This is a genomic window from Paractinoplanes ovalisporus (genome assembly GCF_016834655.1).
GTDB lineage: Bacteria > Actinomycetota > Actinomycetes > Mycobacteriales > Micromonosporaceae > Actinoplanes > Actinoplanes ovalisporus.
Genome location: NZ_JAENHP010000001.1, coordinates 1,211,949 through 1,236,273 on the forward strand (window position 1 = coordinate 1,211,949; position 24,325 = coordinate 1,236,273).

Here is a 24,325-nt window from a genome sequence, read left to right on the forward strand (position 1 = left end):
AAGAATTTTTTAGCACTCCTCCGGCGGGACTGCCAAGTCCCTCGCCGAAAATTTTCTGCTCGCTCATCGACTTCGCCGGGGCCACGCCCCGGAGCGCCGGCATCGACCTGCACTGCACCACAGGGCGGGCGAGGACGTGACCGGCGTGCTGTCGTGGGCCCGGGGACCCTAGGCCAGTGGGCGGCCCACCATCTCGGGGTGGGCCGTCACGAACTGCGGCAGCTTCTCCTCGCGCAGCGCCCGGAACATCGCGTACGCGGCCGGGTCGAGGGCCTCGCCGAGATAGTTGCCGGCGGCGTCGTGGCGGCCGCTGCCCGGGGTCTGCAGCATGGTGATGCGGTCGGGGTTGATGCCGCGCAGCGCGAACGCCCAGTCGATCGGCTCGACCGGGCCGGTGGTCACGGTCATCGCCTGGCCGGCCGCGCGCAGCAGGGAGTCGAGCTTGACCGGGTTGGCCGCCAGGTTCTGCCGTTTCGCCTCGGCCGCGATCGACCCGATGAACTGCTGCTGGTGGTGCTGGCGGCCGTAGTCGCTGCCCTTGACCTTCTTGCGCTGGCGCAGATAGTCGATGGCCTCCTCGCCGGTCATGGTTCGGCAGCCGGCCCGGAACAGCCGCTGCGTGTGGATCGAGCGGACGTCGGCGTCGACACACACGTTCATGCCGCCGAGCGCCTTGACCACGTCGGAGAAGCCGTAGAAGTCGACCAGCACCGCCGCGTCGAGACCGGGCAGACCGGTGAGCTTCCGTACGGTGGCGGCCAGCAGGCGGCCACCCTGCGCTCGGTTCTGTTCGATCCCCGCCCCGTACGCGAAGGAACTGTTGAGTCTGTCCCGTCCCCCTCGGAAACCGGTGGCCGCCAAGGGCGGGATGTCGACGATGGTGTCGCGGGGCAGCGAGAACAGGAAAGCGCGGTCCTTGGATTTCGGCACGTGCAGGACCATCACCGTGTCGGAACGGATCATGCCGGTCTGCCCCTTACGCCAGTCCACCCCGATCATCAGGATGTTGAGCGCGCGGTCGAGGTCCCAGTCGTCCGGCGCGGCGTGATAGGAAGCCGCCTCGCCGAGCAGGTCCTCGCGGGACACCGCGTTGGCATAGCGGTCGGTCAGCAACGTGCCGCCGGCCACCGCGCCGCCGCTGAGCACGATCAGCGCCAGGCCGGCCCGCACGCTGTAGCGGGCCCAGCGCGGGTCCCGGTAGAGCCCGAGCCGGATCTGCCGGACCAGCAACTGGGTCCGCGCCGCCTTCTCATCGAGCGAGGCGACCAGCGCCGCCGCCCGGCCCGTACGGATCGAGACGTGCCACCGCAGCCCACCGCCGGCCAGCGCCGTCACCGCCGACTGGATGGTCACCAGATAGATCAGCTGGCGGTAGCCGATCTGCAGCAGCGGCAGCGACCAGAGCGGCCCGGCCGGTTCCTTGTCGAGCCGGAAAGCGTAGGCGGCGACGGCGAACTGGGCGACGTGGATGCCGAGCCAGAACACCGCTTCCAGCCCGGGCGGCCGGAACAGCAGCGCATAGATCAGGTAGATGTCGATGATCGGCGCCAGCAGCGGCTGCAGGATCTGGAACAGGGCGACATAGCCGAGGCCGCGGCGGCCGAACCGACCGGCCGGACCCCGCTCGCGCAGGGCCGCGCGATGCTTCCACATCGCCTGCATCGTCCCGTAGCACCAGCGGTAACGCTGCCGCCACAAGCCTTTCCAGGTGCCCGGGGCCTCGGTCCACGCGCAGGCCATGTCGTCGTAGACCACCCGCCAGCCGGCCCGGACGACGGCCATGGTCAGGTCGGTGTCCTCGGCCAGGGTGTCGCTGCGCACGCCACCGGCCGCCTCGAGCGCGGCCCGCCGGAAGCCGCCGAGCGCCCCGGGCACGGTCGTCATGCAGTCGCCCATCTCGAACACGCGCCGGTCGAGGTTGAACGCGACCACGTATTCGAGGTGCTGCCAGCGGCCGATCACGCCGCGGCGGTTGGCCACCTTGGCGTTGCCGGCCACCGCGCCGACGGCCGGGTCGGCGAACGAGCGGACCAGCATGCCGATGGTGTCGGGCTCGACGATGGTGTCGCCGTCGATCAGCACCAGGATGTCGTGACGGGCGGCGGCGACTCCGGCCCGCAGCGCGGACGCCTTGCCTCCGTTGGGGCGGCGCAACACCCGTACGGGGAAGTGCCCGTCGACGAGGTCGGCGGTGCCATCGGTCGAACCGTCGTCGACCACGATGATCTCGACCTCGGGATGGTCGCTGGCCAGCAGGGAACGGACGGTCGCGACGATGTTGGCCGCCTCGTTGAACGCGGGCACGATGACGGACACCGGATCCCCGTACGCCGCAAGCGGTTGTCTCCGCCGCCGCCGGGAGTGCCGCCACGCACACCAGGCCTGGATCGCCATCCGCGACCCGGCGAGGGCGGTGGCGAAAATCATCAACCAGAACATTCCCGTACGGGTCCAGCCTGCGCCCGTCTGAGCCACCGCGAACGCGCCGCCCTGCAGTTTCGCGCGCGCCGAGGCCTCAGCGGCGACCGGCGCACTGGGCAGCGCCGCCGAGACCGTCACCACGCGGCGGTTCTGCGCGGCCAGGCGGGGCAGCAGCAGGTCGAGCGCCTCCACCGTGTTCGAGCGGTCCCCGCCCCCGTCGTGCATCAACACGATCGCACCGGCCGAGCTGACCGGCATGGCCCGGTTGGCGATGGTCTTGGCGGTCGGCCGGCGCCAGTCGGTGGTGTCGCGGTCGGCCAGCACCGTCGTGAACCCGCTGCGACCCGCGTCCTCGATCAGGTCGAGCGCGGCCCGGTCCACCTTGGCCGGTGAGGCCAGATAGGGCGGCCGGAACAGCTTCACGTCCTGGCCGGTGGCGTGGGCGACCGCGTTGCGGGTCAGCTCGAACTCGATCCGCCGGCGCGGCCCGGACATACCGGCCAGGTCGCGGTGGGTGAACGAGTGCAGGCCGAGCTGGTGGCCGTCGGCGACGATCCGGCGGGTCAGGTCGGGATACTTGTTGACCTGCGAGCCGACCACGAAGAAGGTCGCGGTGGCGCTGTGCCGCCGCAGCACGTCGAGGATCCGCGGCGTCCACCGCGGATCGGGGCCGTCGTCAAAGGTCAGTGCGACCGTACGGGGTGGAAGCCGCTCGGCCACCACAGTGCCGCCCGTCGCGTGGATGACCGGCCCGGACACGGCCGACCCACGCTCCACGATCTCGGTCTCGCCCGGCGGGACCGTGCCGCCGCCGGTCTCCTGCGCGAAGTCGTCGAGGAACAGCGTCGCCACCAGCGCGGCCAGGGCCAGCACGAAGATGGACCAGTGCGCCCGGGGGCGACCGGCGTTGCGGTGCCGGGGCACCCCAGGTCAGGCCATCGCCAGCATGACGCTGCCGATGATGAGGCCGAGCCAGCCGGCGAGGAAGACGCCCACGGCCGTTCCCACGGCGATGACGATGCGGCGGCGTGAACCACGCCAGTCCACGAAGACCGGTTTCTGCGGCGGGCGCAGACGCCGGGTGTCGTTCAAGTCGTTCATGATCCCCCATGGTTGTGCCGAGGGATCTTAACCATCCGCGCCGGTCGCTATCCGGCCGCCTGCCGGTCCGTCTTCCCGCCCTTATCCAGCTGCTTGGACGGGGGCTCGGCCGGCCGCCTTGACCCGGTACATTGCCGCGTCGGCGTCCTGCAGCAGGCGCTCCAGGGTGGCGGTGGCGCCGCCCTCGGCCCAGCCGATGCTGACGCCGACCCGGGCGGTGCGGCCGGACAGCAGGTAGGGCCGCGAGATGGCGGCCCGGATCCGTTCGATCAGCTCGTCCAGCTCGGGGCCCTGGGTGACGCCGTCGAGCAGCACCAGGAACTCGTCGCCACCGAACCGGGCGGCCACGTCGACGTGGCGCAGGCAGTGACGGATCCGGTCGGCGACGTGGGCCAGCAGCTCGTCACCGATGTGGTGCCCGAGGCTGTCGTTGACCCGTTTGAAGCCGTCCAGGTCGAGGAAGAGCACGACGAACGGGTGGCCGCTGGCCTGGCTGCGCTCGATGGCGGCCCGCACCGACACCGCGAACGACGAGCGGTTGGGCAGGCCGGTGAGCAGGTCCGAGTGGGCCGCCCGGCGCAGGTGTTCCTCCTGGTCGCGCAGGTCGAGGGCGATGGTCAGCAGCGCCGCGCACTGGTTGACCAGCTCGCGGCCGTCCTCGACCCGGTTCTCGACCCGGTCGACCAGGGCCAGCCAGCCCCGGTCACTGTCGCCGACCTTCGCCCGTACGACGAAGGTGGTGTGCTCCAGACCGGCCGCGTTCAGCACCTCGGGCGGCGGGAACGCCTCGATGGTGGTCGGGCCCTCGGGGATGGGTGGTCCGGGCCGGCGCCGCCAGCCGGGGGTGCGCCGCAGCTGCCCGTCGGGGCCGCGTAAGGCGATCGAGCCGGCCATGGCCGGGGTCAGGGCCAGCCAGGACGGGTCGCGCGGGTCGGCGTCGCGGCGGTGCAGCAGCGCGGCGCTCAGGGCGTAACTGGAGCTGATCAGCGACCTCAGGTGCAGCTGGTTGCCGAGCTGGGCGTGGTTGTTGGCGCGGCCCAGCATCATCACGATGTCGAGCACGGCACGGTCCACCCGCCGTACGGAATCGGGGTCGCCGGTCCCCAGCGCGCCGGCGTATTCCTGCACCGAGCGGCAGATCACCCGCAGGGTCTCCTGGTTCAGGTTCGCCTCGAGCAGCGCCCGCAGCGCCTCGACCGCGGGCATGACGCCGGAGCTGTCCCCCGCCGCCACGGCCAGCAGCCCGTCCGCGGTCGTGGTCGTCGCCCGGTTGACCGTCTCGGTGACCCAGCCGCTGCGGCTCGACTCGAGCGGGGCCACCGTGCCCAGCCGCCGGCCGAGGCGCTGCCGCTCGTCCTCCACGTCCAGGGCCTGCAACTTCTCGGCGAAACCGGTGCAGCCGCAGGACGTACGGGCCACGAACCGGGCCGGGAGCCGGTGCACGACCGGCGGCAGCTTCTCGCCCCGCATCTGCCGCAGCACGAGGTCGACGGCGTAGCGGCTCATGGCGTCCAGCGGCTGCTCGACGCTGGCGACCTCGGGCCGTACGAAGCTCGCCAGATCGATGTTGTCGAACCCGGTGAGCAGGTAGTCCTCGGGGCAGCGCAGCCCGGCCCGGGCGAGCAGCCGCTGGGCGCCGATGCCGTTGAGGTCGGTCGCCGCGACCAGGGCGTCCGGCTCGCCCCGGGTGAAATCGTCGGCGGTCCAGGTGATGCCGGATTCGACGTTGTTGGCGGTCGGCAGCAGCGGGCCCGGTTCGAGGCCGTGAGCGTCCAGGGCCGCCCGGTAGGCGTCGTACCGCTCCCGGATGTCGGAGGCTTCGAGGAAACCGGTGAAGGCAAGGCGGCGGCAACCGTGCTCGGTGATCAGGTGTTCCACCGCGGCCCGCATACCGGCGGCGTTGTCGGCCAGCACGGTCGAGGTCTCAAGCCCGGCGATGCTGTGCCCCACCAGCACCACCGGTCGTCCCGTGCGCATCGCGCGTTCCAGGTGGCTCCGGTCGACAGCGTCGGCGAAGACGACAAAACCGCCGATGTGGTCCCACCCGACGGGCGCGTCGAAGGCCGGGTCGCCGCCGCTGACGGCCAGGTCGGCGGCCGCGCTCGAGGTCTGCACGGCGATGAGCCGGTGGCCACGCTGCTGCGCGGCGGTGCTCACCCCGGCGATCAGGCTGCCGTAGTAGATGCCGCCGACGAACGGCGCCAGCACACCCACCGCGTCACCGACCTGCACAAGTTCACCATCGGCCGGGGCGTGCCGATGCTTAATTCCGCCATTCCCGTTGCTCTCCCCGGCTCGGATCCGGCCGGGGCCAGCCGTAGTCGCGGTTATGACAGCTTCGGGTAGGCGACACGGAAGCTGCACCGGAGGTGCCAACCTGCGCCCATGACCGAGAGCCCGCACGTCGGAGATCTCGCCGGGCCGTACGCCGTCGGCGCCTGCTCGCCGACCGAGACGGTGGCCGTGGCCGCGCACGTCAGCACGTGTGCCGCCTGCGCGGCCGAGATCGACAGCCTGTCCCGCACGGCCGACTGGATCGGGGTGACCGCGGCTCGGCCGCCCTCCCCCGGGTTGCGCTCCCGGGTCTTGGCCGCCGCGCTCGCCGCCCGCCCCGCCGCCGCCCATCCAGCCGCCGCCCACCCTGCCGTCGCCCACCCAACCGCCGCCTATCGCTCCCAGGTCGCCGAGCTCGACCGGCTACTCGCCGACCTACCGCCCGTTTTGTGGCAGCAGCCCTCGCGGCCGCACCCGACGGTCCGGACCATGATCGGGCACCTGACCAGCAACGACGGGTCGGTGGCGGCCGCCGCGGGCGTCGAGCTGGCGCCGGTCGAAGACGTACGTCGGCGCTGGCGGGTTCAGGCCGACGCCATCCTGGTGGCGGTCGACCGCGGCGGCACGGGCCTGCTCGACCGCCCGGTCCGCCTGGCCGGGCGCCGAGAGATGCGCCGCCCGCTGCGGGAGGCGCTGATCCAGCGCGGTTTCGAGACGTGGATCCACGCTGAGGACGTACGGGCCGTGATGGGTCTGCCCCCGCAACGGCCCGACGCCGCTCAAGCCGCCGGCATCGTCGGTTTCGCCCTGCCGCTGCTGTCGGCGGCTCTCCCCCGGGCGGTGAGTCTGGTGCTGACCGGCGACGGCGGCGGCACCCACCTGGCCGGTCCGGGCGCACCGGCGGCCGAGGTCACGCTTCCGGCCGAGCGTTTCTGCCGTCTGCTGGCCGGCCGGCTGACCGCGGACACGGCCGGCGCCGTCGTGGCCGGGGACCCGGTTGCGGCCCACACCTTCCTGACCGTGGCGGCCACGATGGGATGTGACTGACGTGGGGACGCTTCCGATCACGGACGACGTACGCCTGCGCGAAGGGTTGATCGCGGGTTCCGAGCAGGCGCTGGCCGAGGTGTACGACACGTTCAGCCCGTACGTGTTCGGCATGGCTCTGCAGATGACGCGTGACCGTGGCGCCGCCGAGGACATCACCCAGGAGGTCTTCGTCGACCTGTGGCGGCGGCCCGAACGCTTCGATCCGCACCGCGCCCCACTGCGCGGCTGGCTGTGCATGATCGCGCGCCGCCGCGGCATCGACTGGGTGCGCCGCCACCGCACACGAGTGACGGTCCAGATCGCCGCGGCCGAGGCCACCCCCGAGGATGTTGTGCTCAATTCCACGACCCACCGGCAGGTGCGGCGGGCGGTCGCGGACCTGCCGGACACCCACCGGGAGGCGGTGCTGCTGGCCTATTACGACGGCCTGACCTACCGCGAGGTCGCGCAGGCGCTCAACATCCCCGAGGGCACCGCCAAGTGGCGCCTGCGCAACGCCTTGCACCGCTTGGGCGAACGACTGCTGGCCGAGGGCCTGTGACTCAGACCGCGGCCAGTTCCTCCCGGGCGGCCCCACGGGAGCGCCCGCAGTTGGTACAGGTCACGAAGTAACGGGCGGCGCGGACCGGGAACAGCGGCACGAAGAAGAGACTGAACTTCGTCGTACGCCGAACCATGGTCTGCGCCGCCGTCGCCCCGCAGACCTCACAAACCCCCAGCCGCGACCCGACGATGGTGTCCTTGCTGCGCAGTCCAAAGATGAGAAACACCCTTCCCACCGTACGGGGGATGTCACGTATCCCAGTCACGAAGCGTGGTGCCGAGCAGCCGGGTTACTCCACCACGCGGAGGATGATGGGTGTTGCCCGCGCGATCTGGGCACAGCTCAGGGCCCACAGCTCCCCCGAGGTCGCACCGGCGACGATGCGGTCGACGTAGTAGCCGTAATCGGAGCCGGCCAGTCGCCGGGCGAGGTTGTCCAGGTCGGCGAGATCGCCATATCTTGCCCGCAGAAGCGCCCGCATCACTTCGACGCGACCCTGCTCGAGCCCCTGTTCCAGGCCCTGCTCCCGGTTGCGGCGCGCGATCTCGCGGCCCGGCTCCGATTGCTCGAGAACGTCGTTCATGCCTCTCCTTCGCGCCGCGCACGAGCCTTCGACATCACGGACGGGCGCGGAGGACGCTCCGTCGGTCATGACTCCTCCATCCGCGCCGACCATCAGCGCCGGTGGACAGCATGGACCGGCGTGTGACTACTAGTCAAGAGACGCGTTGACGTGCGCAAATGATTGGCACGGCTTATCCGAGGAGTTTCCGCAGGTGGGGTAGATCGAGGAAGGCCTGCCCCCGATCATGTGGACCTCCCGATAAGGTCCGGCTCATCGTCCGGAACGACGAAACGGGGGCTCCACATGAAATCGACGCTGCACCGCACCCTGAGCGCGCTGGCCGTGACCGGCGCGCTGGTGGTGACCACCGGAGGCATCGGCGCCGCGGTGGCCGCGCTGAACGCCAAACCGCTGCGGGCCGAGGTTGTCCCGGCCTCGACGAACCACGAGGTTCTGGCCAAGCCGCTGCGGGCCGAGTAACCGCTGTACCAGGGCCCGCGCCGCGGCGGCGCGGGCCGCTTCAAGATCAGGCTTGCGGTATAACTGCCTGATGCGCCCGACCCGTCCGCATCCGGCGCGGACCGTGACGGTGGCCTTCCTGGGCGCGATCGTGGTCGGCACCGCCCTCCTGCTGCTGCCCGTCTCGCGCGCCGACCCGGGTTCGGCGTCGCTGCTGGTCGCGTTCTTCACCGCCACCTCCGCCATCACCACGTCGGGCATGTCGACGGTCGACACCGCGACGTACTGGTCGGACTTCGGCCACGTGCTGCTCGCCGTGATGACCCAGGCCGGCGGCTTCGGCATCACCACCCTCGCCACGCTGGCCGGGCTGCTCGTGTCGCAGCGGCTGGGTCTGCGCGGCCGAATGATGACCGGCGTCGAGACCAACACCGGGCTGGCCCACGGCGACGTACGGCAGGTGGTTGTTCTGGCCGCGGTCGTCATGTTCGCCGGCGAGGCCGTCATCGCCGCCATCTTCACCACACGGCTGTGGACGGCGTACGACGTGCCGTTGGGTCAAGCCGCCTGGGAGGGCGTTTTCAATGCCGTCCAGGCCTTCAACAACTGCAGCTTCTCGCTGCGCAGCGACGGCCTGACCGGTTTCATCAGCGACTGGTGGATCTGCGTCCCGCTGACCCTCGGCGTGGTCGTCGGCGGCATCGGCGTGCCCGTGCTCTACGAGATCGGCCGGCAGGCCCGCCGCCCCGCCGCGTGGTCGACGCACACCCGGCTCACCGTCGGCGGCACACTGGTGCTGCTCGTGTTCGGGTTCGCCGCCGTGCTGGTGCTCGAATGGGGCAACGACGGCACGCTGGGCCCGCTCGGCGTACCGGGAAAGATCCTGGCCGCGTTCGTCCACGGCACGATCCCCCGCTCGGGCGGCTTCAACACGGTCGACTACGGCGCGATGAACGAGGACACCTCCGCCATCATGGTGGTACTGATGTTCATCGGCGGCGGCAGCGCGAGCACCGCGGGCGGCATCAAAGTGACCACGTTCTTCCTCCTCGCGTACGTCATCTGGACCGAAGTGCGCGGCGAACGTGACGTGGTGATCGGTCGGCGGCGCATCGCCGAGTCGACTCAGCGCCAGGCCACCGCGGTCGCCCTGCTCGGCGTGGCGACGGTCGCCACCGGAACCCTGGTGCTGCTCGCTATCACCGCCGACGTGCCGTTCGACCGGGGCCTGTTCGAGGTGATGTCGGCCTTCAGCACGTCCGGCCTGACCACCGGCCTGACCGCCGAGCTGGGCCCGCCCGGGCAGCTGATCCTGAGTGCGATGATGTTCATCGGCCGGGTCGGAACGGTCGCCGTGGCGTCCGCGCTGGCCCTGAACACCCGTCACCGGCTGTACCGGTACCCGGAGGAGCGACCGATCGTTGGCTGAGAAGGACATCGCACGCGACGAGAACGTCGCCGTCATCGGGCTGGGCCGGTTCGGCGGCCAGGTAGCCGATTCCCTGCTGCAGCTGGGCCACGAGGTGCTGGGCGTCGACGAAAGCGCGCACCTGGTGCAGCAGTGGTCCGACAAGCTGACCCACGTCGTACAGGCCGACGCCACCGACGAGGACGCGCTGCTGCAGGTCGGCATCAAGGAGTTCTCCCGGGCCGTGGTCGGCATCGGCAGCGACATCGAGGCCAGCGTGCTCACCGTGCTGACACTCAGCGAGCTGGGCATCCGCGAGATCTGGGCCAAGGCGGTATCAGCCAAGCACGGCCGCATTCTCCGCTCGGTCGGCGCCCACCACGTCATCTATCCCGAGGCCACCATGGGCGAACGGGTAGCCCACCTGATCGCCAGCCGCATGCTCGACTTCATCGAGTTCGACGACGGTTTCGCGATCGCCAAGACCCGAGCCCCACGCCAGGCGGCCGGCCGCACGCTCGCCGACTTGGCGCTACGCACAAAGCACGGCATCACGGTTGTCGGGGTCAAGACGTCAGGAACCGATTTTCAGTACGCAGCACCGGAAACCGTCATCCCCGAACACGCCGAGCTCGTGGTCGCCGGTCGCACCGAGCTGGTGCAGCGGTTCGCCGCCACGACCTGACCGTTCACATCAGCAGCAAGGTCTTCCCCACGGCGGTGCGTTTCTCGATCGCGGCGTGGGCTTCGGCGGCCCTTTCCAGTGGGAAGGTCTGCCCGATGAACGGCCGGACAACGCCCTCGGCTGCAAGCTCCATCATCCGCTGCGCCCACTGGGCCACTTGCGGTCCGAAGTCGAAGAGCTGTTCAATGCCGATCACCGTCACGTCCTTCATGCTCGCCCTCGCCGGGTCGACGGCCGTGACTTCACCGCTGGCGGCGCCATGAACCGAGAACCGGCCGCCGCGGGCCGTTGCTTCGAACGCGGCCCGGCCGATCTCGCCGCCTACACCGTCGAACACCACATCCGGGCCGGCCCCGCCGGTGGCGTCGAGCACCCGGTCCGTCCAGTCCGGTTCGGAGTAGTCGACCACCGCATCGGCACCCAGCGTCCGGATCAGATCGAGCTTCCGACCACCTCGCGCGGTTCCGACGACCCGGGCTCCCGCCGCTCGGGCCAGCTGCACCAGCAGGCTGCCTACTCCGCCCGCTGCCGCTTCGACCAGAACCCATTCATCGGGGCTGACCTTGGCCGTTTCGACCAGGCCCAGTGCCGTGCTGCCGTCGCTAAAGAGGGCGACGGCCTCCTGCAGCCCGAGGTCGTCCGGGACCGGGAACAGCGCGTCGGCCTGCGCCACCGCCCGCTCGGCGAAACCGCCGGTCTCCCCCGTGCCGGCCACGACGCGACGCCCCAGCCAGGCCGAATCAACGTCGGCGCCAACCGCGCTGACCTGCCCGGCCACCAGACCGCCCGGCACGTACGGCAGCCGCGGCCGCTCATGCCACTTGTCGACGCCCCGCCGAATCTGCGTCTCGACAAACGAGATGCCGGCCACCGCCACATCAACCACGGCTTGCCCCGGCCCGGCCACAGGATCCGGCGCCTGTCCCAGCACCAGAGCCTCAGGACCACCGAATCGGACCACCCAGACTACTCGCATGCGCATGCCCCCGTCGTTCGCCGTCGCGAGAAGCGTGCAACCTCAAGCCCGGTCGAGGTCAATCAAGCTCTAATCAGGGCAGCACCGAGCGCGGCGAACATCGAGACCTAGACGCCGACAGCGACGCGGCCAAGCCCCAGCTTCAGGCCTGGTTCTGCCTGCTGGGTCCTGGCGTTCGATAGATGCTCGACAGCGGACGCCGGACCCAGACCGCGAAAGCCGGACCTGCTTTCACATTCAGTCCGGCAGGCCGTCGACCACGAACCGGCCTCCGCACGCGACAAGCCCCCCAAAGCAACGGGTTGAGAACAACAGTAGACAGTCGGTCACTGGCCGTTGGCCCACGCAGAGCCTGAGCGTCGGCTTGTCTCGGCAGCGGGGATTCGCTATCTTCGCGCGAACGATACCGATGCACGTCGTGGTGCCAGCAAGCACATCGCGGAACGAACCCATCCCCGATCCACACACTGGAAGCGAATTCAAGGTGGACGTTTACGCCTATTTTGACGGCGACAACATCGGAAGCCGGCTAGAGCTTCTACTGCTCGACGACAACGTAGGCGGAGCAGCACAATACAGCGCTTCCGTTGATGCGGCATTGACTCAGACACGTCGAAATTTGCAAAACATACCATCATTAATAGTGATACTTGCAGGCGGCGATGACATATTCGTAAAATGGCGCCACGGGATGATTGCGCTCAGCGACATAGAACGTACGCGCTCAACATACGAAGAGATCTGCGGACAGTCACTTAGTGTCGGCGTAGGACTTACCGCGAGCCGCGCGATATTAAACCTTCGGAGAGCGAAGTTGCAAGGTAAAGCGCAGCTGGTTTGCGAGCCGGGGAGCTTCGATGACAGCCAAGGAGAATGAACTCTATATTTTCGCTACTTCACCCTCGCGCTGACCCATATGTCAACATCATCGTTCACGCGACCCAAAGGTTTGAACTAAGACAAATCCACTTTATCAGCATAGTAGAACATGATTACAAAGATGAGGGCGGAGATCGGCGAGCCGCTGCAATTGCGGGCGCAACTCAAGACCTGCTGGAAAGACTGGCCGCCGGGAACTACCTAAATCACGAACAAACGGAAGCTATCAGCCACGAGGGCGCGGCCGTTTACCAGCGTTGCCTAGATCGCCTCAGATTTGTAAAAATCTCATCTCTTGGCGTCCGGTGGGCCGACTTGGGAGATACCCTCAAGTCTTTCGCAAAGGGCAGCACCGCTCTGTTCGATGTAACCGCGCTCAAGAAGAATCTTCTAGTGGACGCTGTTGCGCTTATCTTGCCCCAGGCACACACGGACGTATGGACTTTTGAGCTTTTGAAAGCGCCTACCTATGGCGTTGACGACCTCGTACACAATCTTATTGAAGACCGTGACTACAAATACCGCCGATTGACGGACAGCCCACATGTAAAATCTGCAAGGCGGCGCATGCTGTCTGCCTCCCTGACAATGCGAACCTTGGGTGTTATCACGGCGGCTGTCGCCATCCCGGTCGTCATTGTTCAGATATTCTGGCCAAACTCGTGGCTTCAGGCCACCATCGCGGGCGTAGGAAGCGCAACGAGTATCGCGGGATGGTTCTTTTTCATGAACCATGAGCGTTAAAAGAAGAGACCTCAACCCCGACCGCGGACGAAGGCCTGGTCTGCACCGTCCCGCAGCGGGCGAGATGAGTAGCGTGGCTCAGGCGACACCGTCGCTGGCGGGCGTCTGTGGCCTTCGTCGACGGACCGGCGGTATCCGGGCGGCCATTAGCAGCGTGACCCCACGCTCGGAGGTCGGGCGCGGGGGTCGTAGTTCAGCGCACCAACTGCCCAGCCGTGCGAACACTTGTCGACGACCACCACACCGTCGGTGCCGCTAACTCGACGCCCTCGAACCGCCTAGGCCGTAGCCGGAGAGTGGTCCGACGCTGGCCTACGGCTGCGAGAGAGTCAGCCCGGCGATGTCGCGATTCCCGTTGGGGTTGTTGCTGAGGCGCTCGTCGGCGCGGATGGCGGCACGCTAGTGCTGCTGGATGGCGTGTTCAGGGGCGACTCGGTGGACGACGGGCTGGACGGGATCGACGCCGTCGGCGCGGTTGTCGGGGCCACCGAAGGCACCACTGAAGTAGGCCCAGGCGCTGCCGGCGGCAGTTCAGGCGCCGACGCGGAGCCCGACAGCAGGAACGGCACCGCGGCCAACACCCCCGCGACGGCGAGCGCCCCCACGGCCGCCTGGGTCTGGCGGCGACGGCGGGCTCCGCGCAGTGCGCGATCGGCCAGCGGCGTGGGGGCCGCCTCGTCCGCGAGTTCCTGCATGCCGGCGCGGAGCAAGTTGGGGTTCACTGTGTCTCCTCCGCCATTGCTGTGAGGTCGGGGGCGAACGACCGTAAGCGGGTCATCGCCTTGTGCATGGTGCTTCGGACGGTTCCCACCGACCAGCCGAGCTGGCCCGCTATCTCGCGCTCAGGCAGGTCCTCGAAGTAGCGCAACACCACCACCGCGCGCTGTTTGGCTGTCAGGCGTTGTAATGCGTCTCGGACCAGCAGCTTTGTTGCCGTGCGGGCGCTGCTGTCGGCTATCGACGTGTCCAACAGGCCGCCGTGGGGGTCGGCCAAGGTTTCGCGGCGGCGGAAGCGCAAGCGCCAGAAGTCGACCTGGTGGTGGTACATGGCCCGGCGCACGTAGGCCTCCAGGTCGGTGATGTGGATGGTTCGCAGGCGCATCGCCGACCTGGTCAGGGCGCTCTGCAGCAGGTCCTCGGCGTCGTGCTGGTTGCCGGTGAGCAGGTAGGCGGTGCGCATCAGGGCCGGGGTCCGTGCTGCCACGAACTGCCGGAACTGCTGCTCAGCCTCGTTGTCCACGCCAGGAAGACGTGGTTGCGGGGCGGCTGCTATGCCTCAAGTGACATAGATCACCGCTGGGCATAGCGCCACCCGCCAGAGCCCGTCTAGGGCCGCATGACGATCAAAGTGCGGGTCGAGTGCGGGCTGGCGGCGCTTGCCGCGGTGGTGCTGGCCGCTGCGTTGACCTGGCCCGCCCTGCGGCATCCGGCCACGACCATCCCGGGTGACCTGGGCGATCCGACGCTGCAAGCGTGGCAGGTTGCGTGGGCCGGAAACTCGCTGCACTGGTGGGATTCCAACACGTTCTTCCCGGCGCCGTACTCGTTCGTCTACAGCGACATGCTCCTCGGCTACGCGCCGGCGGGGTGGTTCGGCGACGGGGTCGAGGCGGCCCTGGTGCGCTACAACCTGCTGTACGTCGGTGCCTACGCGCTGGCGGCCTTCGGCGCGTACGTGCTCACCCGGCAGCTCGGGGTGGGGCCGGCCGCAGCGGCGGTGGCGGGCATCGGCTGGGCGTTCGCGCCGTGGCGGCTGGCCCACAGCGGTCACCTCAACGTGTTGTCGATCGGCGGGATCGCGTTGTGCCTGGCGCTGCTGCTGCGGGGACACGTACGGCGTAAGCCTTGGACCGTCTTGGCCGGTTGGCTGGTCGCGGCCTGGCAGGTGAGCCTCGGTTTCGGCATCGGCCTCCCTCTCGCGTACGGGCTGGTGCTGGGTTGCCTGGTTCTCGCGTGGCCGGTGTGGCGCCTGCGCGATCGGCGGTTGCTCGCGGCCGACCTGGCCGGCGGGGCCGTCTTCGCGCTGACCTGTGTGCTGCTGGGCCGGCTCTATCTGCGGGTCGTCGAGCTCAATCCGCAGGCCCGGCGCGGACTGGAGTGGACCGAGATGTTCGCGCCGCCGCTGCGCGGATACCTCGTGGCGCCGGCCGATTCGTGGCTGTGGGGCGACCATTTCACCGCCGCCCGGGAGAGCCTGGACTGGCCGCCGGAGATGGCGCTGATGCCGGGCGCGGCCCTGATCGTCCTTGGCATGCTCGGTGTGTTCTGGTCGGTGTTCCGGTGGCGATATCGACTGTTGCTGCTGGCCGGAGTCTGGCTCACCGGCCTGCTCGGGCTGGGCACCGACCCGGGTTATCTGACGTTGTCGCGAGTCTTGCCGGGCTGGGACGCGCTGCGCACGCCGGGCCGCCTGATGATCTGGATCAGCCTGCTGCTGGCCGTGCTGGCCGCCGGGTTGCTGGGCCGGTTGCGCGGACGGTGGCGGGCGCTGATCGTGCTGCCGCTGGCCCTGGTGCTGGCCGAGGGCGTGAACCGCACGCCGCACCCCGAGGTTCCGGTCGCGCCGGCGGCGGTCCGGGCCGCCACCGGGCCGTTCCTGGTGCTGCCGAGCGACGGGCTGCTCGAGCTGAACGTGATGCTGTGGACCACCGACGGCTTCCCTCAGGTCGCCAACGGGCTGGCCTCGTTCGAGCCGGACAGCCAGGCCCGTCTGCGCCAGAGCACCACCGCCTTTCCGGACGCGGCGAGCGTGGCCCTGTTGCGCGAGACCGGCATCCGGTCGGTGGTGGTGCTGCCCGACCGGCTCGGCGGCACGGCCTGGGAGGGCGTACCCGATCGGCCGGTCGACGGGCTGGGCATCACGCGGGAGGAGCACGGCGATGGCCTCGTCTACCGGATCTCCTGACCGCCCGCACCTGTCGATCGTGGTGCCCTGCTTCAACGAGGAGGCCTCGGTCGGGCCGCTGTACGAGGCGTTGCGGTTCCTCGGGGCCGAGATCATCTTCGTGGACGACGGCAGCACCGACGGCACCCTCAACGAACTGCGCGGGCTGGCCGCCAAGGATCCGGACGTCCGGTTCACCTCGTTCAGCCGCAACTTCGGCAAGGAGGCGGCGATGCTGGCCGGGATGCGCCGCGCGACCGGACAGGCGGTGGTCATCCTCGACGCCGACCTGCAGCACCCGCCGGCGCTGATCCCGCGGATGATCGGGCTCGCCGAGCAGGGCTTCGATCAGGTGGTGGCCCGCCGGGACCGCAACGGCGAGACCTTCGTACGGCGTACGTCCGCTCGTCTGTTCTATCGCGCCGTGAACCGCTGGACCGACGTCCGGCTGGACGACGGCGCGGGTGACTTCCGGCTGCTCTCCCGCCGGGCCGTCGACGCGATCCTGGCGCTGCCCGAGTCGAACCGGTTCGCCAAGGGGCTGTTCTCGTGGATCGGCTTCCCCACCGTCGTGCTGCCCTACCGCAACGAGCTGCGCGCGGCCGGCACGAGCACGTGGACGGCCGGCCGGCTGATCAATTACGCGCTGGACGGGCTGCTGTCGTTCAACGACAAACCACTGCGGCTTGCGGTGTACGGGGGTCTGCTGGCCAGCTTCGTCGCGCTGGTCTACTCGATCTGGGTGGTCGGCAACACGCTGATGTACGGGGTGGACGTCCCCGGGTACGCCACGATCATCGTGGCCGTGATCGGCATGGGCGGCTTCCAGGCGGTGCTGCTCGGGCTGATCGGCGAGTACGTGGGCCGGATCTACCACGAGACCAAGCGCCGCCCGCACTACCTGGTGAAGGAGACCGATTCCTGACGTTGCGCGGTCAGCCACGCGGCGAGGGCGTCGCCGGGCATCGGGCGGGCGAAGTGGTAGCCCTGCCCGTAACGGCAGCCCATGTCGGCCAGGCAGCGGGCCTGATCGGCGGTCTCGATGCCCTCGGCCACCACGTGCAGCCGGAACGCCTGAGCCAGGCGGACCACGGCCTCGGCCACCGCGTACGCGTCGGGGTCGGTGTCGATGTCGGTGACGAACGAGCGGTCCATCTTCAGGGTGCTGACCGGCAGCGTACGCAGATAGCTCAACGCCGCGTAGCCGGTGCCGAAGTCGTCGATCGACAGGCCGATGCCCATGTCACGCAGAGCGCGCAGGCGGGACACGGTCAGCTCGTCGGGCTCGAGGACCACACTCTCGGTCAGCTCCAGCACGAGACGGTCGGCCGGGAAACCGGTCTCGTCCAGGATCCCGCGGATGGTCTCGACGAGGTCGGCCTGCATGACCTGTCGGGCCGACAGGTTGACGCTCAGCCGTACGGGCTCGGCCTCGGGAATCTCCGCCCGCCACGCGGCCGCCTGCCGGCACGCGTCGCGCAGCACCCATTCGCCGATCGGGATCACCGCGCCGGTCTCCTCGGCCAGCTCGATAAACGCGCCCGGCATGAGCAGGCCCCGGGTCGGGTGGTTCCAGCGCACCAGGGCCTCGACCGACAGGCTGTCGCCGCCGGCCAGCCCCACGACCGGCTGGAAATGCACGACCAGCTCGTCGTTCTCCACGGCCCGCCGCAGCTCGGCGTCGCGGGCGTTGGTGTCCAGCTCGGGTGAGTAGACGCGGTAGCTGCCCCGGCCGGAACGCTTCACCGCGTACATGGCGGCGTCGGCGTGCGCCATGAGCTGCACGGTGTCGGCGACGGTCTCGTCCCGGAACGCGACGCCGATGCTGGCCTCCACGCTCAGCACGACGTCGCCGAAGATGACCGGCGTGTGCAGCGCGTCGACCAGCCGCTGCGCGATGCCGTCGGCGGCGGCCCGGCTCGGCAGCGCGGGCAGCACGATGGCGAACTCGTCCCCGCCCAGCCGGCCCGCCGTGTCGCCGGACCGGATCACCGTACGCAGCGCGGTCGCGACCGCCTTGAGCACGGCGTCACCGGCCTCGTGCCCGTACGCGTCGTTGATCGGTTTGAAGCGGTCGAGGTCGATCAGCAGGATCGCGCCGTGCCGGCCCTCGCGGAGGGGCTGCCGGGTCAGCTCGTCCAGGCGTTCGGCGATCAGCGCCCGGTTGGACAGGCCGGTGAGCGGGTCGGTGACGGCGAGGCGGCGGTTCTCGCGCTGCGCGTACATCTGCCGGGCGATCACCAGCGAGGTCAGCGCGACGGCACCGAGGATCATGCCGCCCATCGGATAGAGCGACTCCCTCCGGGCGGCAAAGGCGAGCAGCCCGTACGCGAGCGCGACCGCCACGTACGGCAGCCAGCCCAGCCGGCCGCGACGGCCCCGGCTCGCGGGCTCGGCCCGGTCGTTCTGGACGAGCCGGCGGTGCACGGCGAGCAGCGACAGGAAGGCGCCGGCCGCCCACAGCACGAACGGCCAGGTGCCCGGCTCGAAGGCCACCCCGAATTGCACGTACGCGATGGTGTAGGTGCTGTCGGCGACCACTTTGAGCGCCATCGACCCACCCAGCAGCCCCACCGCGGCGTCCTCGGGGCGGCGCAGCAGAAGCGTGATGAGTGCGAACACGAGCAGCAGGTCGAGCACCGGCACCGCGGTCGAGAAGATGATCACCTCGGGGTCGGCCCCGGGCGTCTGCGCGATCGGCCCGATCTCCAGGTACCAGAGCATCATGCAGGCGCCGGCCACGACGATCAGCGAGTCGATGAGCATCTTGAACCGCTCGGCCCGGCTCCGCCGCGCGACCGGGAACACCAGGAGCCCCGCGACGACGAGCGGGATGGCCGCCGCGTAGAGGTAGTCGGAAACGGCGGGATAGGACGGCATCTCCAGGACGAAGTTCTGCGCCAGCGAGACCGAGTGCGCCACCACCTGCACCGCGAACGAGGCCTCGAACAGCAGCCAGGCGCGGCGCTCCCGCCGGTCCAGGTCGCTCTTGCGCACCACCCGCCAGCCCAGCGCCGCGGTCAGCAGGGTGACCGGCAGATAGGCGAAGTCGTTGAGCATCTTCGCCTGGGCGTCACTGCCCCAGCCGGTGAGGTACTGGACGAGGATCGCCCCGAGCAGAACCCCCGACCCCCAGACGGCCGCACGCAGATAGCCCACGACCACATGATCGGCAGCCCTCCGCCCCGACTGTGGCCGCCTGGGTTGCAGCCAGGGTGCAGATTTGGCACATTCCCGCTTGTGTGATCTGTGATCACATCTTAGCTTGGGTGTAGCGCTCCGGAAACGCTTGTCCTCGGAACCCTCCCGTATCGGATGGACAACGCATGTCACACACACTCGACGACGCCGCCCTGACGCCCTTCCACAAACGACTCGCCCTGCTCTCGTCCGGGGGCCCGTTCCTCGACGGCTACATCCTCAGCATCATCGGCGTGGCCATGATCCAGCTGACCCCCGACCTCGGCCTCACCACCAACGAACAGGGGCTGGTCAGCGCGGTCGCCCTGATCGGCATCTTCTTCGGCGCCTTCCTCGGCGGGTGGCTGACCGACCGGTTCGGCCGGCATCTGCTCTTCACCATCGATCTCGTCGCGCTCGTCGCCTGTTCCGTGGCCCAGGCCTTCGTCAACGACGTCTGGTGGCTGATCGGGCTGCGCCTGCTCATCGGCATCGCCGTGGGCGCCGACTATCCGATCGCCACCTCGCTGCTGGCCGAGTTCACCCCACGCCGCTGGCGGGGCAAACTGCTCGGCGCGTACGTCTGCATGTGGTTCGTGGGCGCCGCCGCCGCGTACGTCGCGGGGCAGTTCCTGCTGACCGTCGACGGGGGCTGGCGCTGGATGCTGGCCAGCGCCGCCCTGCCCGGCCTGGTCATCATCCTGCTGCGGATGGGCACCCCTGAGTCGCCGCGCTGGCTGGCCAAGCGGGGCCGCACCGACGAGGCCAACGCGGTGCTGACCAAGGTCTACGGCCCCGGTGTCACCGTCGCCGACCTGGGCGAGGAAACCGGCCGCAACGTCGGCGTGGGTGCGATGCTGCGCTCCGGCTACGGCAAACGGATGGCCTTCATCACCCTGTTCTGGACCTGTTCGATCATCCCGCTGTTCGCCGTGTACGCGTTCGGGCCGGCCATCCTCGAGGCCCTCGACCTCGGCGGCGACCTGGCCCACATCGGCTCGGCCGTCATCACCGTCCTGTTCCTCGTCGGCTGTGTCGTCGCCGTGTTCCTGGTCGACCGGATCGGGCGGCGCCGGCTGATCCTGCACAGCTTCGGGTGGAGCGCTGTCGCGCTCGTCGGCCTCGGCCTGGCCACCGGCGCGAGCCCGTGGCTGATCATGGCGCTGTTCGCCGCGTACGCCGTCCTCATCGGGGGCACGCAGATCCTGCAGTGGGTCTATCCGAACGAGCTGTTCCCGACCGAGATCCGCGGGTCGGCGGTCGGGCTCGCCTCGTCGCTGAGCCGGATCGGCGCCGCCGTCGGCACCTACCTCGTCCCGCTCGCCCTCACCGGACTCGGCATCGGCACCACGATGCTCATCGGCGGCGCCGTCACGCTGGCCGGCCTGCTCGTCTCGCTGGCCTGGGCGCCGGAGACCCGCGGCATGACCCTCGCCGAGAGCGCGGCATTGACCAACACCACTTCCCCCGTACGGGGAAGCCTGCGCGTCACCACTGTGAAGGGAAGGCACTCATGAGGGACGTCATCGTGGTCGGCGGTGGGCTGGCCGGGCTGTCCGCCGCGTGGCGACTGCGGCACCACGACACCGTGCTGCTCGAATCCGGTCACCGGGCCGGGGGCCGGATCCGCTCGGAACGACGCGGTCAGTACTGGCTGAACTGGGGCGGGCACGTCTTCGCGGGATCGGGATCGTCGACCGACGCCCTGCTCTCCGAGGTGGGCATCACCGCCGCCCAGGTGCCGGGCTTCCTGGCCGGGCTGTCGATGAACGGCCGGCTGCTGCTGGACGGCCGCATCGAGTCGTACCCGTTCCGCATCCCCATGCCGATGTCGTCGCGCCTCGCCCTGATCAAGGCCGGTCTCAAGGTCGGGCGTCAGGTCCTGCGGTACGCGAGCATCGTGCGCCAGCGTCCCGGCGAGCACCCGGCGGCCCGGCAGCAGCGGATCTACGACTTCGAGAACGGGCGCAGCTTCGCCGACTTCGTGGGCGACCTCCCCGAAGACGCGGAAGCGCTGTTCCGGCCTACGGTGACCCGGTCGGCGGCCGATCCGCACGAGCTCTCGGCCGGCGCCGGCATCGGCTACTTCAGCCTGGTCTGGAACATCGGCCAGGGCCTGAACCGGGGCATCGTCGGTGGCCCGTCCACGCTGACCGAGGGCATCGCGGCCGCGCTGGGCGACCGCGTCGAGCTCGGGGCCGAGGTCGTCGAGATCGTGCACAAGCGCGACTCGGTGGTGGTGCGGTACCGGCGGGACGGCGCGGACGAAGAGATCGAGGCCCGGTACGTCGTCCTGGCCACTCCGGCCACCGTCAGTCACCGCGTCGCGGTCGACCTTCCTCACGACGTACGGGAAGCTCTGGGAAAGATTGTCTATGGGCCGTATGTGAGCGCGGCGTTCCTCACGGACGAGACTGCCCCGCGGCCGTGGGACAAGGCGTATGCGATCGCCACCCCCAAGCGGTCCTTCAACATCGTGCTCAACCAGGCCAGCCTCGTACGGGGAAGTGAGACCGCGCGGCAGCCCGGCGGAAGCATCATGACGTTCTCGCCCGCCAGCCTGGCCCGCAAGCTGCTCGCGCGTAGCGACGAGGAGATCGTCGACATCTACACCCGCGACCTCGACCAGGTGCTCGGCTCCGGCTTCGGCGCTTCGGTGGCCGAGGCTCAGGTGCAGCGCTGGGAGACCGGCGCCCCCTACTGCTTCCCGGGCCGCGGCGCTTTGCAGCCGGCCCTGATGCGCCGGGGCAGCCGCGTGCTGCTGGCCGGCGACTACCTCGGCACGCTCTACACCGAGACGGCCATCCAGACCGGATTCGCGGCCGCCCAGGAGGTCGCGAGCCAGCTCGCCACACTGAAGGAGACAGCCCGATGACCCGGCCACTCCGCGGGATCCTGACCGCGCTCGCCACCCCCTTCCGGCCCGACGGCACGCTCGACGAGACCCGCTTGCGGGCCCTGGTCGACCGCTCGATCGACGGCGGCGTGCACGGCGTCGTGGTGTGCGGCTCGACCGGCGAGTTCAGCACCCTGAGCAGCGACGAGCGCCGGTACGCGACCGAGGTCGTCGTCGACCAGGCGGCGGGCCGGGTGCCGGTGGTCGCCCAGACCGGCGCCACCAGCACGTCCGAGGCCATCCGGCTGTCCCGGCATGCGCAGGCGGCCGGGGTCGACGTGGTCATGCCGGTCGCGCCGTACTACGAGCCGCTGTCGGTCGCCGAGACGCTGACCTATCTGCGGGCTGTCGCCGCTGCGGTCGACATCCCCGTGATGATCTACAACCTGCCGATGGCGACCGGCGTCGACCTCGCCCCCGACGTGGTCGGCGCGCTGGCCCGCGAGGTCCCGAACATCAACTACATCAAGAACACCACGACCGACATGGCCCAGTCGGCGCAGCTGATCCACAACCACGGCGAGGTCATCGCGACCTTCGTCGGCTGGGACAGCCTGCTGCTGGCGGCCCTGGTCGAGGGCGCGGCCGGCGTGATGGCCGGAACGGCCAACATCGTTCCCGCACGGCTGGTGGCGGTCCATGACGCCGTACGGAAGGGGGATCTCGACCTGGCCCGGAACGAGTGGTCGAAGGTCTACCCGCTGATCGACGCGATCATGGCCCGGCCGTTCATCCCCGCCGTCAAGGCGGCACTGACCGCAGCCGGTTTCCCCGTCGGCCCGCCCCGCGCTCCCGTGGCCGCACTGACCGAAACCGAGGCCGACCTCATCATCAAGCTGGCCGCGGCACTGTGATCGCCCTGGAGCTGACCGGCATCTTCGCCTTCGCGGTCTCGGGCGCGCTCACGGCGATCCGCCGGCAGTTCGACGTAGTCGGCATCGTGCTGCTGGCCGGGATCACGGCGCTGGGCGGCGGAGTGGCTCGCGATGTGCTCATCGGGGCCACCCCGCCGGCCGCGTTCTCCCACCTGGGCTATTTCGTGACACCGGTAGTCGCGGCGGCGGTCACGTTCTTCGCCCACCCCGCGTTCGAGCGCCTCAATACAGCGGTGCTCGTCTTCGACGCGGCCGGCCTCGGCTTGTTCTGCGTGCTAGGGACCATCAAGGCGCTCGAGTACGGCCTGAGCCCGCTCCCGGCCGCCGCGCTCGGAGTGCTCACGGGCGTCGGCGGCGGCGTTCTGCGTGACGTCATCGCCCGCGACATCCCCGCGCTGGTACGTCCCGACGCGGAGCTGTACGCCGTACCCGCCGTGGCCGGCACCCTGATCGTGGCCGCCTTCTGGGAGCTGAACATCCGTACGCCGTGGGCTTTCGCAGGGGTTGTGGTGATGATCTTCGCAGTCCGCGTGGTGGCGCTGGCCCGAGGCTGGCGAGCACCCACGGCCAGGCCTTTTATACTTTGACGGTGGCCATCCCGAAGCGCGCGGAACCGTCGCTGCTGACCGACCAGGTCTACAGCGCCCTCCGCGAAGCCATCATGAGCGGCGACCTGCCACCCGGCAGCCGCCTGCGCATCCGAGACCTGGCCGCCCAGGTCGGCACAAGCGTCATGCCGGTGCGCGAGGCGATACGCCGGTTAGAGGAGGCCGGCCTGGCCGAAAGCGTCCCGCACAAGGGGGCGGTGGTCAAAGGGCTGACGTTGGCGGAGCTGGCGCACGTCTACGATGTGCGGCGGTTGCTCGAGGTGGAGGCCGCCCGACTGGGCAGTGCCCAGATGTCGCCGGCCGAGGTGGCCGCGATGCAGACGGAGCTGGACCTTATGCGCACGGCCATTGCTGAGCATCGGGTGGTGGCCTATTTGGACCACGACGAGGCTCTGTTGACGATCCTCTACCGAGCCGCCGGCAATCCGGTTCTGGTCGATACGATTCGGTCGCTCTGGGAGCATTGCCGGGCATACAAGATCGTGGGCGCTCAGGCGGCCCTTGATGTTCCGGGTGACGATTCGTTGTGGCGTTACCAGCAGAGTCTGGTGGAGGCCGCTCGCAGCCATGACAGCGAGGCGGGGGCGGCCGCGAGCAACGAGTCTTTGCTCGACGCCACCGCGCGGATAAAGGCCCAGTTGGCGGCGCAGGACCCCGACGCCGCCTGACATCCGGGCCCACCGGCAGTGTTCGTGTCAGCAGTTCGGCGGGGAACGACCAGTAGCGTCGGCGATGGCGTTCGGCAGCGCGGGTAGCCTTCGACCGCAATGGCATCC

The 24,325-nt window shown here is 69.6% G+C and carries 22 protein-coding genes; 14 read left to right on the forward strand and 8 right to left on the reverse strand.

Translation table 11 applies throughout. The features are described from left to right. Window positions 1-168 precede the first annotated feature (168 nt). The 3 genes from JIG36_RS05510 to JIG36_RS05520 form a co-directional block, all read right to left on the reverse strand. On the reverse strand, window positions 169-3,345 hold the full coding sequence (locus JIG36_RS05510; protein WP_203374856.1) for an LCP family glycopolymer transferase: 3,177 nt from the start codon (window positions 3,343-3,345) through the stop codon (window positions 169-171). A gap of 6 nt (window positions 3,346-3,351) precedes the next feature. After that, the gene (locus JIG36_RS05515) at window positions 3,352-3,522 is read right to left on the reverse strand and encodes a hypothetical protein (RefSeq protein ID WP_203374857.1); all 171 of its coding nucleotides are present in this window, start codon (window positions 3,520-3,522) and stop codon (window positions 3,352-3,354) included. Between the two features lie 81 nt (window positions 3,523-3,603). After that, window positions 3,604-5,754, reverse strand: a complete 2,151-nt coding sequence (locus tag JIG36_RS05520; RefSeq protein WP_203374858.1) for a substrate-binding and GGDEF domain-containing protein — start codon at window positions 5,752-5,754, stop codon at window positions 3,604-3,606. 153 nt (window positions 5,755-5,907) lie between these two features. Between JIG36_RS05520 and JIG36_RS05525 the strand changes: the two genes are divergently transcribed. Together JIG36_RS05525 and JIG36_RS05530 are read left to right on the forward strand one after the other, a co-directional pair. Further along, window positions 5,908-6,843 (forward strand): maleylpyruvate isomerase family mycothiol-dependent enzyme, encoded by a 936-nt coding sequence (locus tag JIG36_RS05525; RefSeq protein WP_203374859.1) that lies wholly within the window; start codon window positions 5,908-5,910, stop codon window positions 6,841-6,843. A gap of 1 nt (window position 6,844) precedes the next feature. Next, window positions 6,845-7,387: an RNA polymerase sigma factor gene (locus JIG36_RS05530; protein WP_203374860.1), complete on the forward strand. Its 543-nt coding sequence runs from the start codon at window positions 6,845-6,847 to the stop codon at window positions 7,385-7,387. A 1-nt stretch (window position 7,388) separates the two neighbouring features. Here the strand turns inward: JIG36_RS05530 and JIG36_RS05535 are convergent, their stop codons facing one another. Then, complete coding sequence (locus JIG36_RS05535; protein WP_203374861.1) at window positions 7,389-7,616, reverse strand: zinc-ribbon domain-containing protein; 228 nt, start codon at window positions 7,614-7,616, stop codon at window positions 7,389-7,391. A 63-nt stretch (window positions 7,617-7,679) separates the two neighbouring features. Continuing rightward, window positions 7,680-7,973, reverse strand: a complete 294-nt coding sequence (locus JIG36_RS05540; protein ID WP_203374862.1) for a hypothetical protein — start codon at window positions 7,971-7,973, stop codon at window positions 7,680-7,682. Between the two features lie 285 nt (window positions 7,974-8,258). Between JIG36_RS05540 and JIG36_RS05545 the strand changes: the two genes are divergently transcribed. The 3 genes from JIG36_RS05545 (at window position 8,259) to JIG36_RS05555 (ending at window position 10,507) form a co-directional block, all read left to right on the forward strand. Further along, window positions 8,259-8,435: a hypothetical protein gene (locus JIG36_RS05545; protein WP_203374863.1), complete on the forward strand. Its 177-nt coding sequence runs from the start codon at window positions 8,259-8,261 to the stop codon at window positions 8,433-8,435. A gap of 70 nt (window positions 8,436-8,505) precedes the next feature. Further along, window positions 8,506-9,843: a TrkH family potassium uptake protein gene (locus tag JIG36_RS05550; RefSeq protein WP_203374864.1), complete on the forward strand. Its 1,338-nt coding sequence runs from the start codon at window positions 8,506-8,508 to the stop codon at window positions 9,841-9,843. After that, window positions 9,836-10,507 carry a potassium channel family protein gene (locus JIG36_RS05555; protein ID WP_236045537.1) on the forward strand — a complete coding sequence of 224 codons (672 nt, stop codon included), beginning with the start codon at window positions 9,836-9,838 and terminating at the stop codon, window positions 10,505-10,507. Before JIG36_RS05550 ends, JIG36_RS05555 begins: the two co-directional genes overlap by 8 nt. Window positions 10,508-10,511: 4 nt before the next feature. Here JIG36_RS05555 and JIG36_RS05560 read toward each other — a convergent pair whose 3' ends face one another. After that, window positions 10,512-11,468 (reverse strand): zinc-binding dehydrogenase, encoded by a 957-nt coding sequence (locus tag JIG36_RS05560; RefSeq protein WP_438870697.1) that lies wholly within the window; start codon window positions 11,466-11,468, stop codon window positions 10,512-10,514. A 424-nt stretch (window positions 11,469-11,892) separates the two neighbouring features. Between JIG36_RS05560 and JIG36_RS05565 the strand changes: the two genes are divergently transcribed. Further along, window positions 11,893-12,360: a hypothetical protein gene (locus JIG36_RS05565; protein ID WP_203374865.1), complete on the forward strand. Its 468-nt coding sequence runs from the start codon at window positions 11,893-11,895 to the stop codon at window positions 12,358-12,360. After that, window positions 12,357-13,106, forward strand: a complete 750-nt coding sequence (locus tag JIG36_RS05570) for a hypothetical protein (RefSeq protein WP_203374866.1) — start codon at window positions 12,357-12,359, stop codon at window positions 13,104-13,106. The genes JIG36_RS05565 and JIG36_RS05570 overlap by 4 nt, the downstream gene beginning before the upstream one ends. A gap of 718 nt (window positions 13,107-13,824) precedes the next feature. On the opposite strand, the gene JIG36_RS05575 is transcribed toward JIG36_RS05570, so the two are convergent. Further along, window positions 13,825-14,346, reverse strand: a complete 522-nt coding sequence (locus JIG36_RS05575) for a SigE family RNA polymerase sigma factor (protein WP_203374867.1) — start codon at window positions 14,344-14,346, stop codon at window positions 13,825-13,827. Window positions 14,347-14,442: 96 nt separating this feature from the next. Between JIG36_RS05575 and JIG36_RS05580 the strand changes: the two genes are divergently transcribed. Together JIG36_RS05580 and JIG36_RS05585 are read left to right on the forward strand one after the other, a co-directional pair. Then, window positions 14,443-16,011, forward strand: coding sequence for a hypothetical protein (locus JIG36_RS05580; protein WP_203374868.1), 1,569 nt, complete (start codon window positions 14,443-14,445; stop codon window positions 16,009-16,011). Then, window positions 15,986-16,915, forward strand: a complete 930-nt coding sequence (locus JIG36_RS05585; RefSeq protein WP_203374869.1) for a glycosyltransferase family 2 protein — start codon at window positions 15,986-15,988, stop codon at window positions 16,913-16,915. The genes JIG36_RS05580 and JIG36_RS05585 overlap by 26 nt, the downstream gene beginning before the upstream one ends. On the opposite strand, the gene JIG36_RS05590 is transcribed toward JIG36_RS05585, so the two are convergent. After that, window positions 16,888-19,149 (reverse strand): putative bifunctional diguanylate cyclase/phosphodiesterase, encoded by a 2,262-nt coding sequence (locus tag JIG36_RS05590; RefSeq protein ID WP_307872577.1) that lies wholly within the window; start codon window positions 19,147-19,149, stop codon window positions 16,888-16,890. The genes JIG36_RS05585 and JIG36_RS05590 overlap by 28 nt on opposite strands. Window positions 19,150-19,316: 167 nt before the next feature. Between JIG36_RS05590 and JIG36_RS05595 the strand changes: the two genes are divergently transcribed. Genes JIG36_RS05595 through JIG36_RS05615 form a run of 5 tightly spaced genes read left to right on the forward strand, consistent with a single transcriptional unit; the run spans window position 19,317 to window position 24,217 of the window. Next, window positions 19,317-20,687 (forward strand): MFS transporter, encoded by a 1,371-nt coding sequence (locus JIG36_RS05595; protein WP_203374870.1) that lies wholly within the window; start codon window positions 19,317-19,319, stop codon window positions 20,685-20,687. Further along, the gene (locus tag JIG36_RS05600) at window positions 20,684-22,045 is read left to right on the forward strand and encodes a protoporphyrinogen/coproporphyrinogen oxidase (RefSeq protein ID WP_203374871.1); all 1,362 of its coding nucleotides are present in this window, start codon (window positions 20,684-20,686) and stop codon (window positions 22,043-22,045) included. The genes JIG36_RS05595 and JIG36_RS05600 overlap by 4 nt, the downstream gene beginning before the upstream one ends. Continuing rightward, a complete protein-coding gene (locus JIG36_RS05605; RefSeq protein WP_203374872.1) occupies window positions 22,042-22,920 on the forward strand; it encodes a dihydrodipicolinate synthase family protein in 879 nt (292 codons plus the stop codon). Before JIG36_RS05600 ends, JIG36_RS05605 begins: the two co-directional genes overlap by 4 nt. Then, a complete protein-coding gene (locus JIG36_RS05610; protein ID WP_203374873.1) occupies window positions 22,917-23,528 on the forward strand; it encodes a trimeric intracellular cation channel family protein in 612 nt (203 codons plus the stop codon). Before JIG36_RS05605 ends, JIG36_RS05610 begins: the two co-directional genes overlap by 4 nt. 2 nt (window positions 23,529-23,530) lie before the next feature. Continuing rightward, the gene (locus JIG36_RS05615; RefSeq protein ID WP_203374874.1) at window positions 23,531-24,217 is read left to right on the forward strand and encodes a GntR family transcriptional regulator; all 687 of its coding nucleotides are present in this window, start codon (window positions 23,531-23,533) and stop codon (window positions 24,215-24,217) included. Window positions 24,218-24,325: the final 108 nt, after the last annotated feature.

What these genes read in the sequence shown, in the direction of transcription:
- JIG36_RS05515 (WP_203374857.1), bottom strand. Translation starts at nt 3,522, where the DNA reads ATGAACGACTTGAACGACACCCGGCGTCTGCGCCCGCCGCAGAAACCG.
- JIG36_RS05605 (WP_203374872.1), top strand. Translation starts at nt 22,042, where the DNA reads ATGACCCGGCCACTCCGCGGGATCCTGACCGCGCTCGCCACCCCCTTC.
- JIG36_RS05570 (WP_203374866.1), top strand. Translation starts at nt 12,357, where the DNA reads ATGAACTCTATATTTTCGCTACTTCACCCTCGCGCTGACCCATATGTC.
- JIG36_RS05525 (WP_203374859.1), top strand. Translation starts at nt 5,908, where the DNA reads ATGACCGAGAGCCCGCACGTCGGAGATCTCGCCGGGCCGTACGCCGTC.
- JIG36_RS05595 (WP_203374870.1), top strand. Translation starts at nt 19,317, where the DNA reads ATGTCACACACACTCGACGACGCCGCCCTGACGCCCTTCCACAAACGA.
- JIG36_RS05550 (WP_203374864.1), top strand. Translation starts at nt 8,506, where the DNA reads ATGCGCCCGACCCGTCCGCATCCGGCGCGGACCGTGACGGTGGCCTTC.
- JIG36_RS05540 (WP_203374862.1), bottom strand. Translation starts at nt 7,973, where the DNA reads ATGAACGACGTTCTCGAGCAATCGGAGCCGGGCCGCGAGATCGCGCGC.
- JIG36_RS05580 (WP_203374868.1), top strand. Translation starts at nt 14,443, where the DNA reads ATGACGATCAAAGTGCGGGTCGAGTGCGGGCTGGCGGCGCTTGCCGCG.
- JIG36_RS05585 (WP_203374869.1), top strand. Translation starts at nt 15,986, where the DNA reads ATGGCCTCGTCTACCGGATCTCCTGACCGCCCGCACCTGTCGATCGTG.
- JIG36_RS05545 (WP_203374863.1), top strand. Translation starts at nt 8,259, where the DNA reads ATGAAATCGACGCTGCACCGCACCCTGAGCGCGCTGGCCGTGACCGGC.
- JIG36_RS05565 (WP_203374865.1), top strand. Translation starts at nt 11,893, where the DNA reads ATGCACGTCGTGGTGCCAGCAAGCACATCGCGGAACGAACCCATCCCC.
- JIG36_RS05600 (WP_203374871.1), top strand. Translation starts at nt 20,684, where the DNA reads ATGAGGGACGTCATCGTGGTCGGCGGTGGGCTGGCCGGGCTGTCCGCC.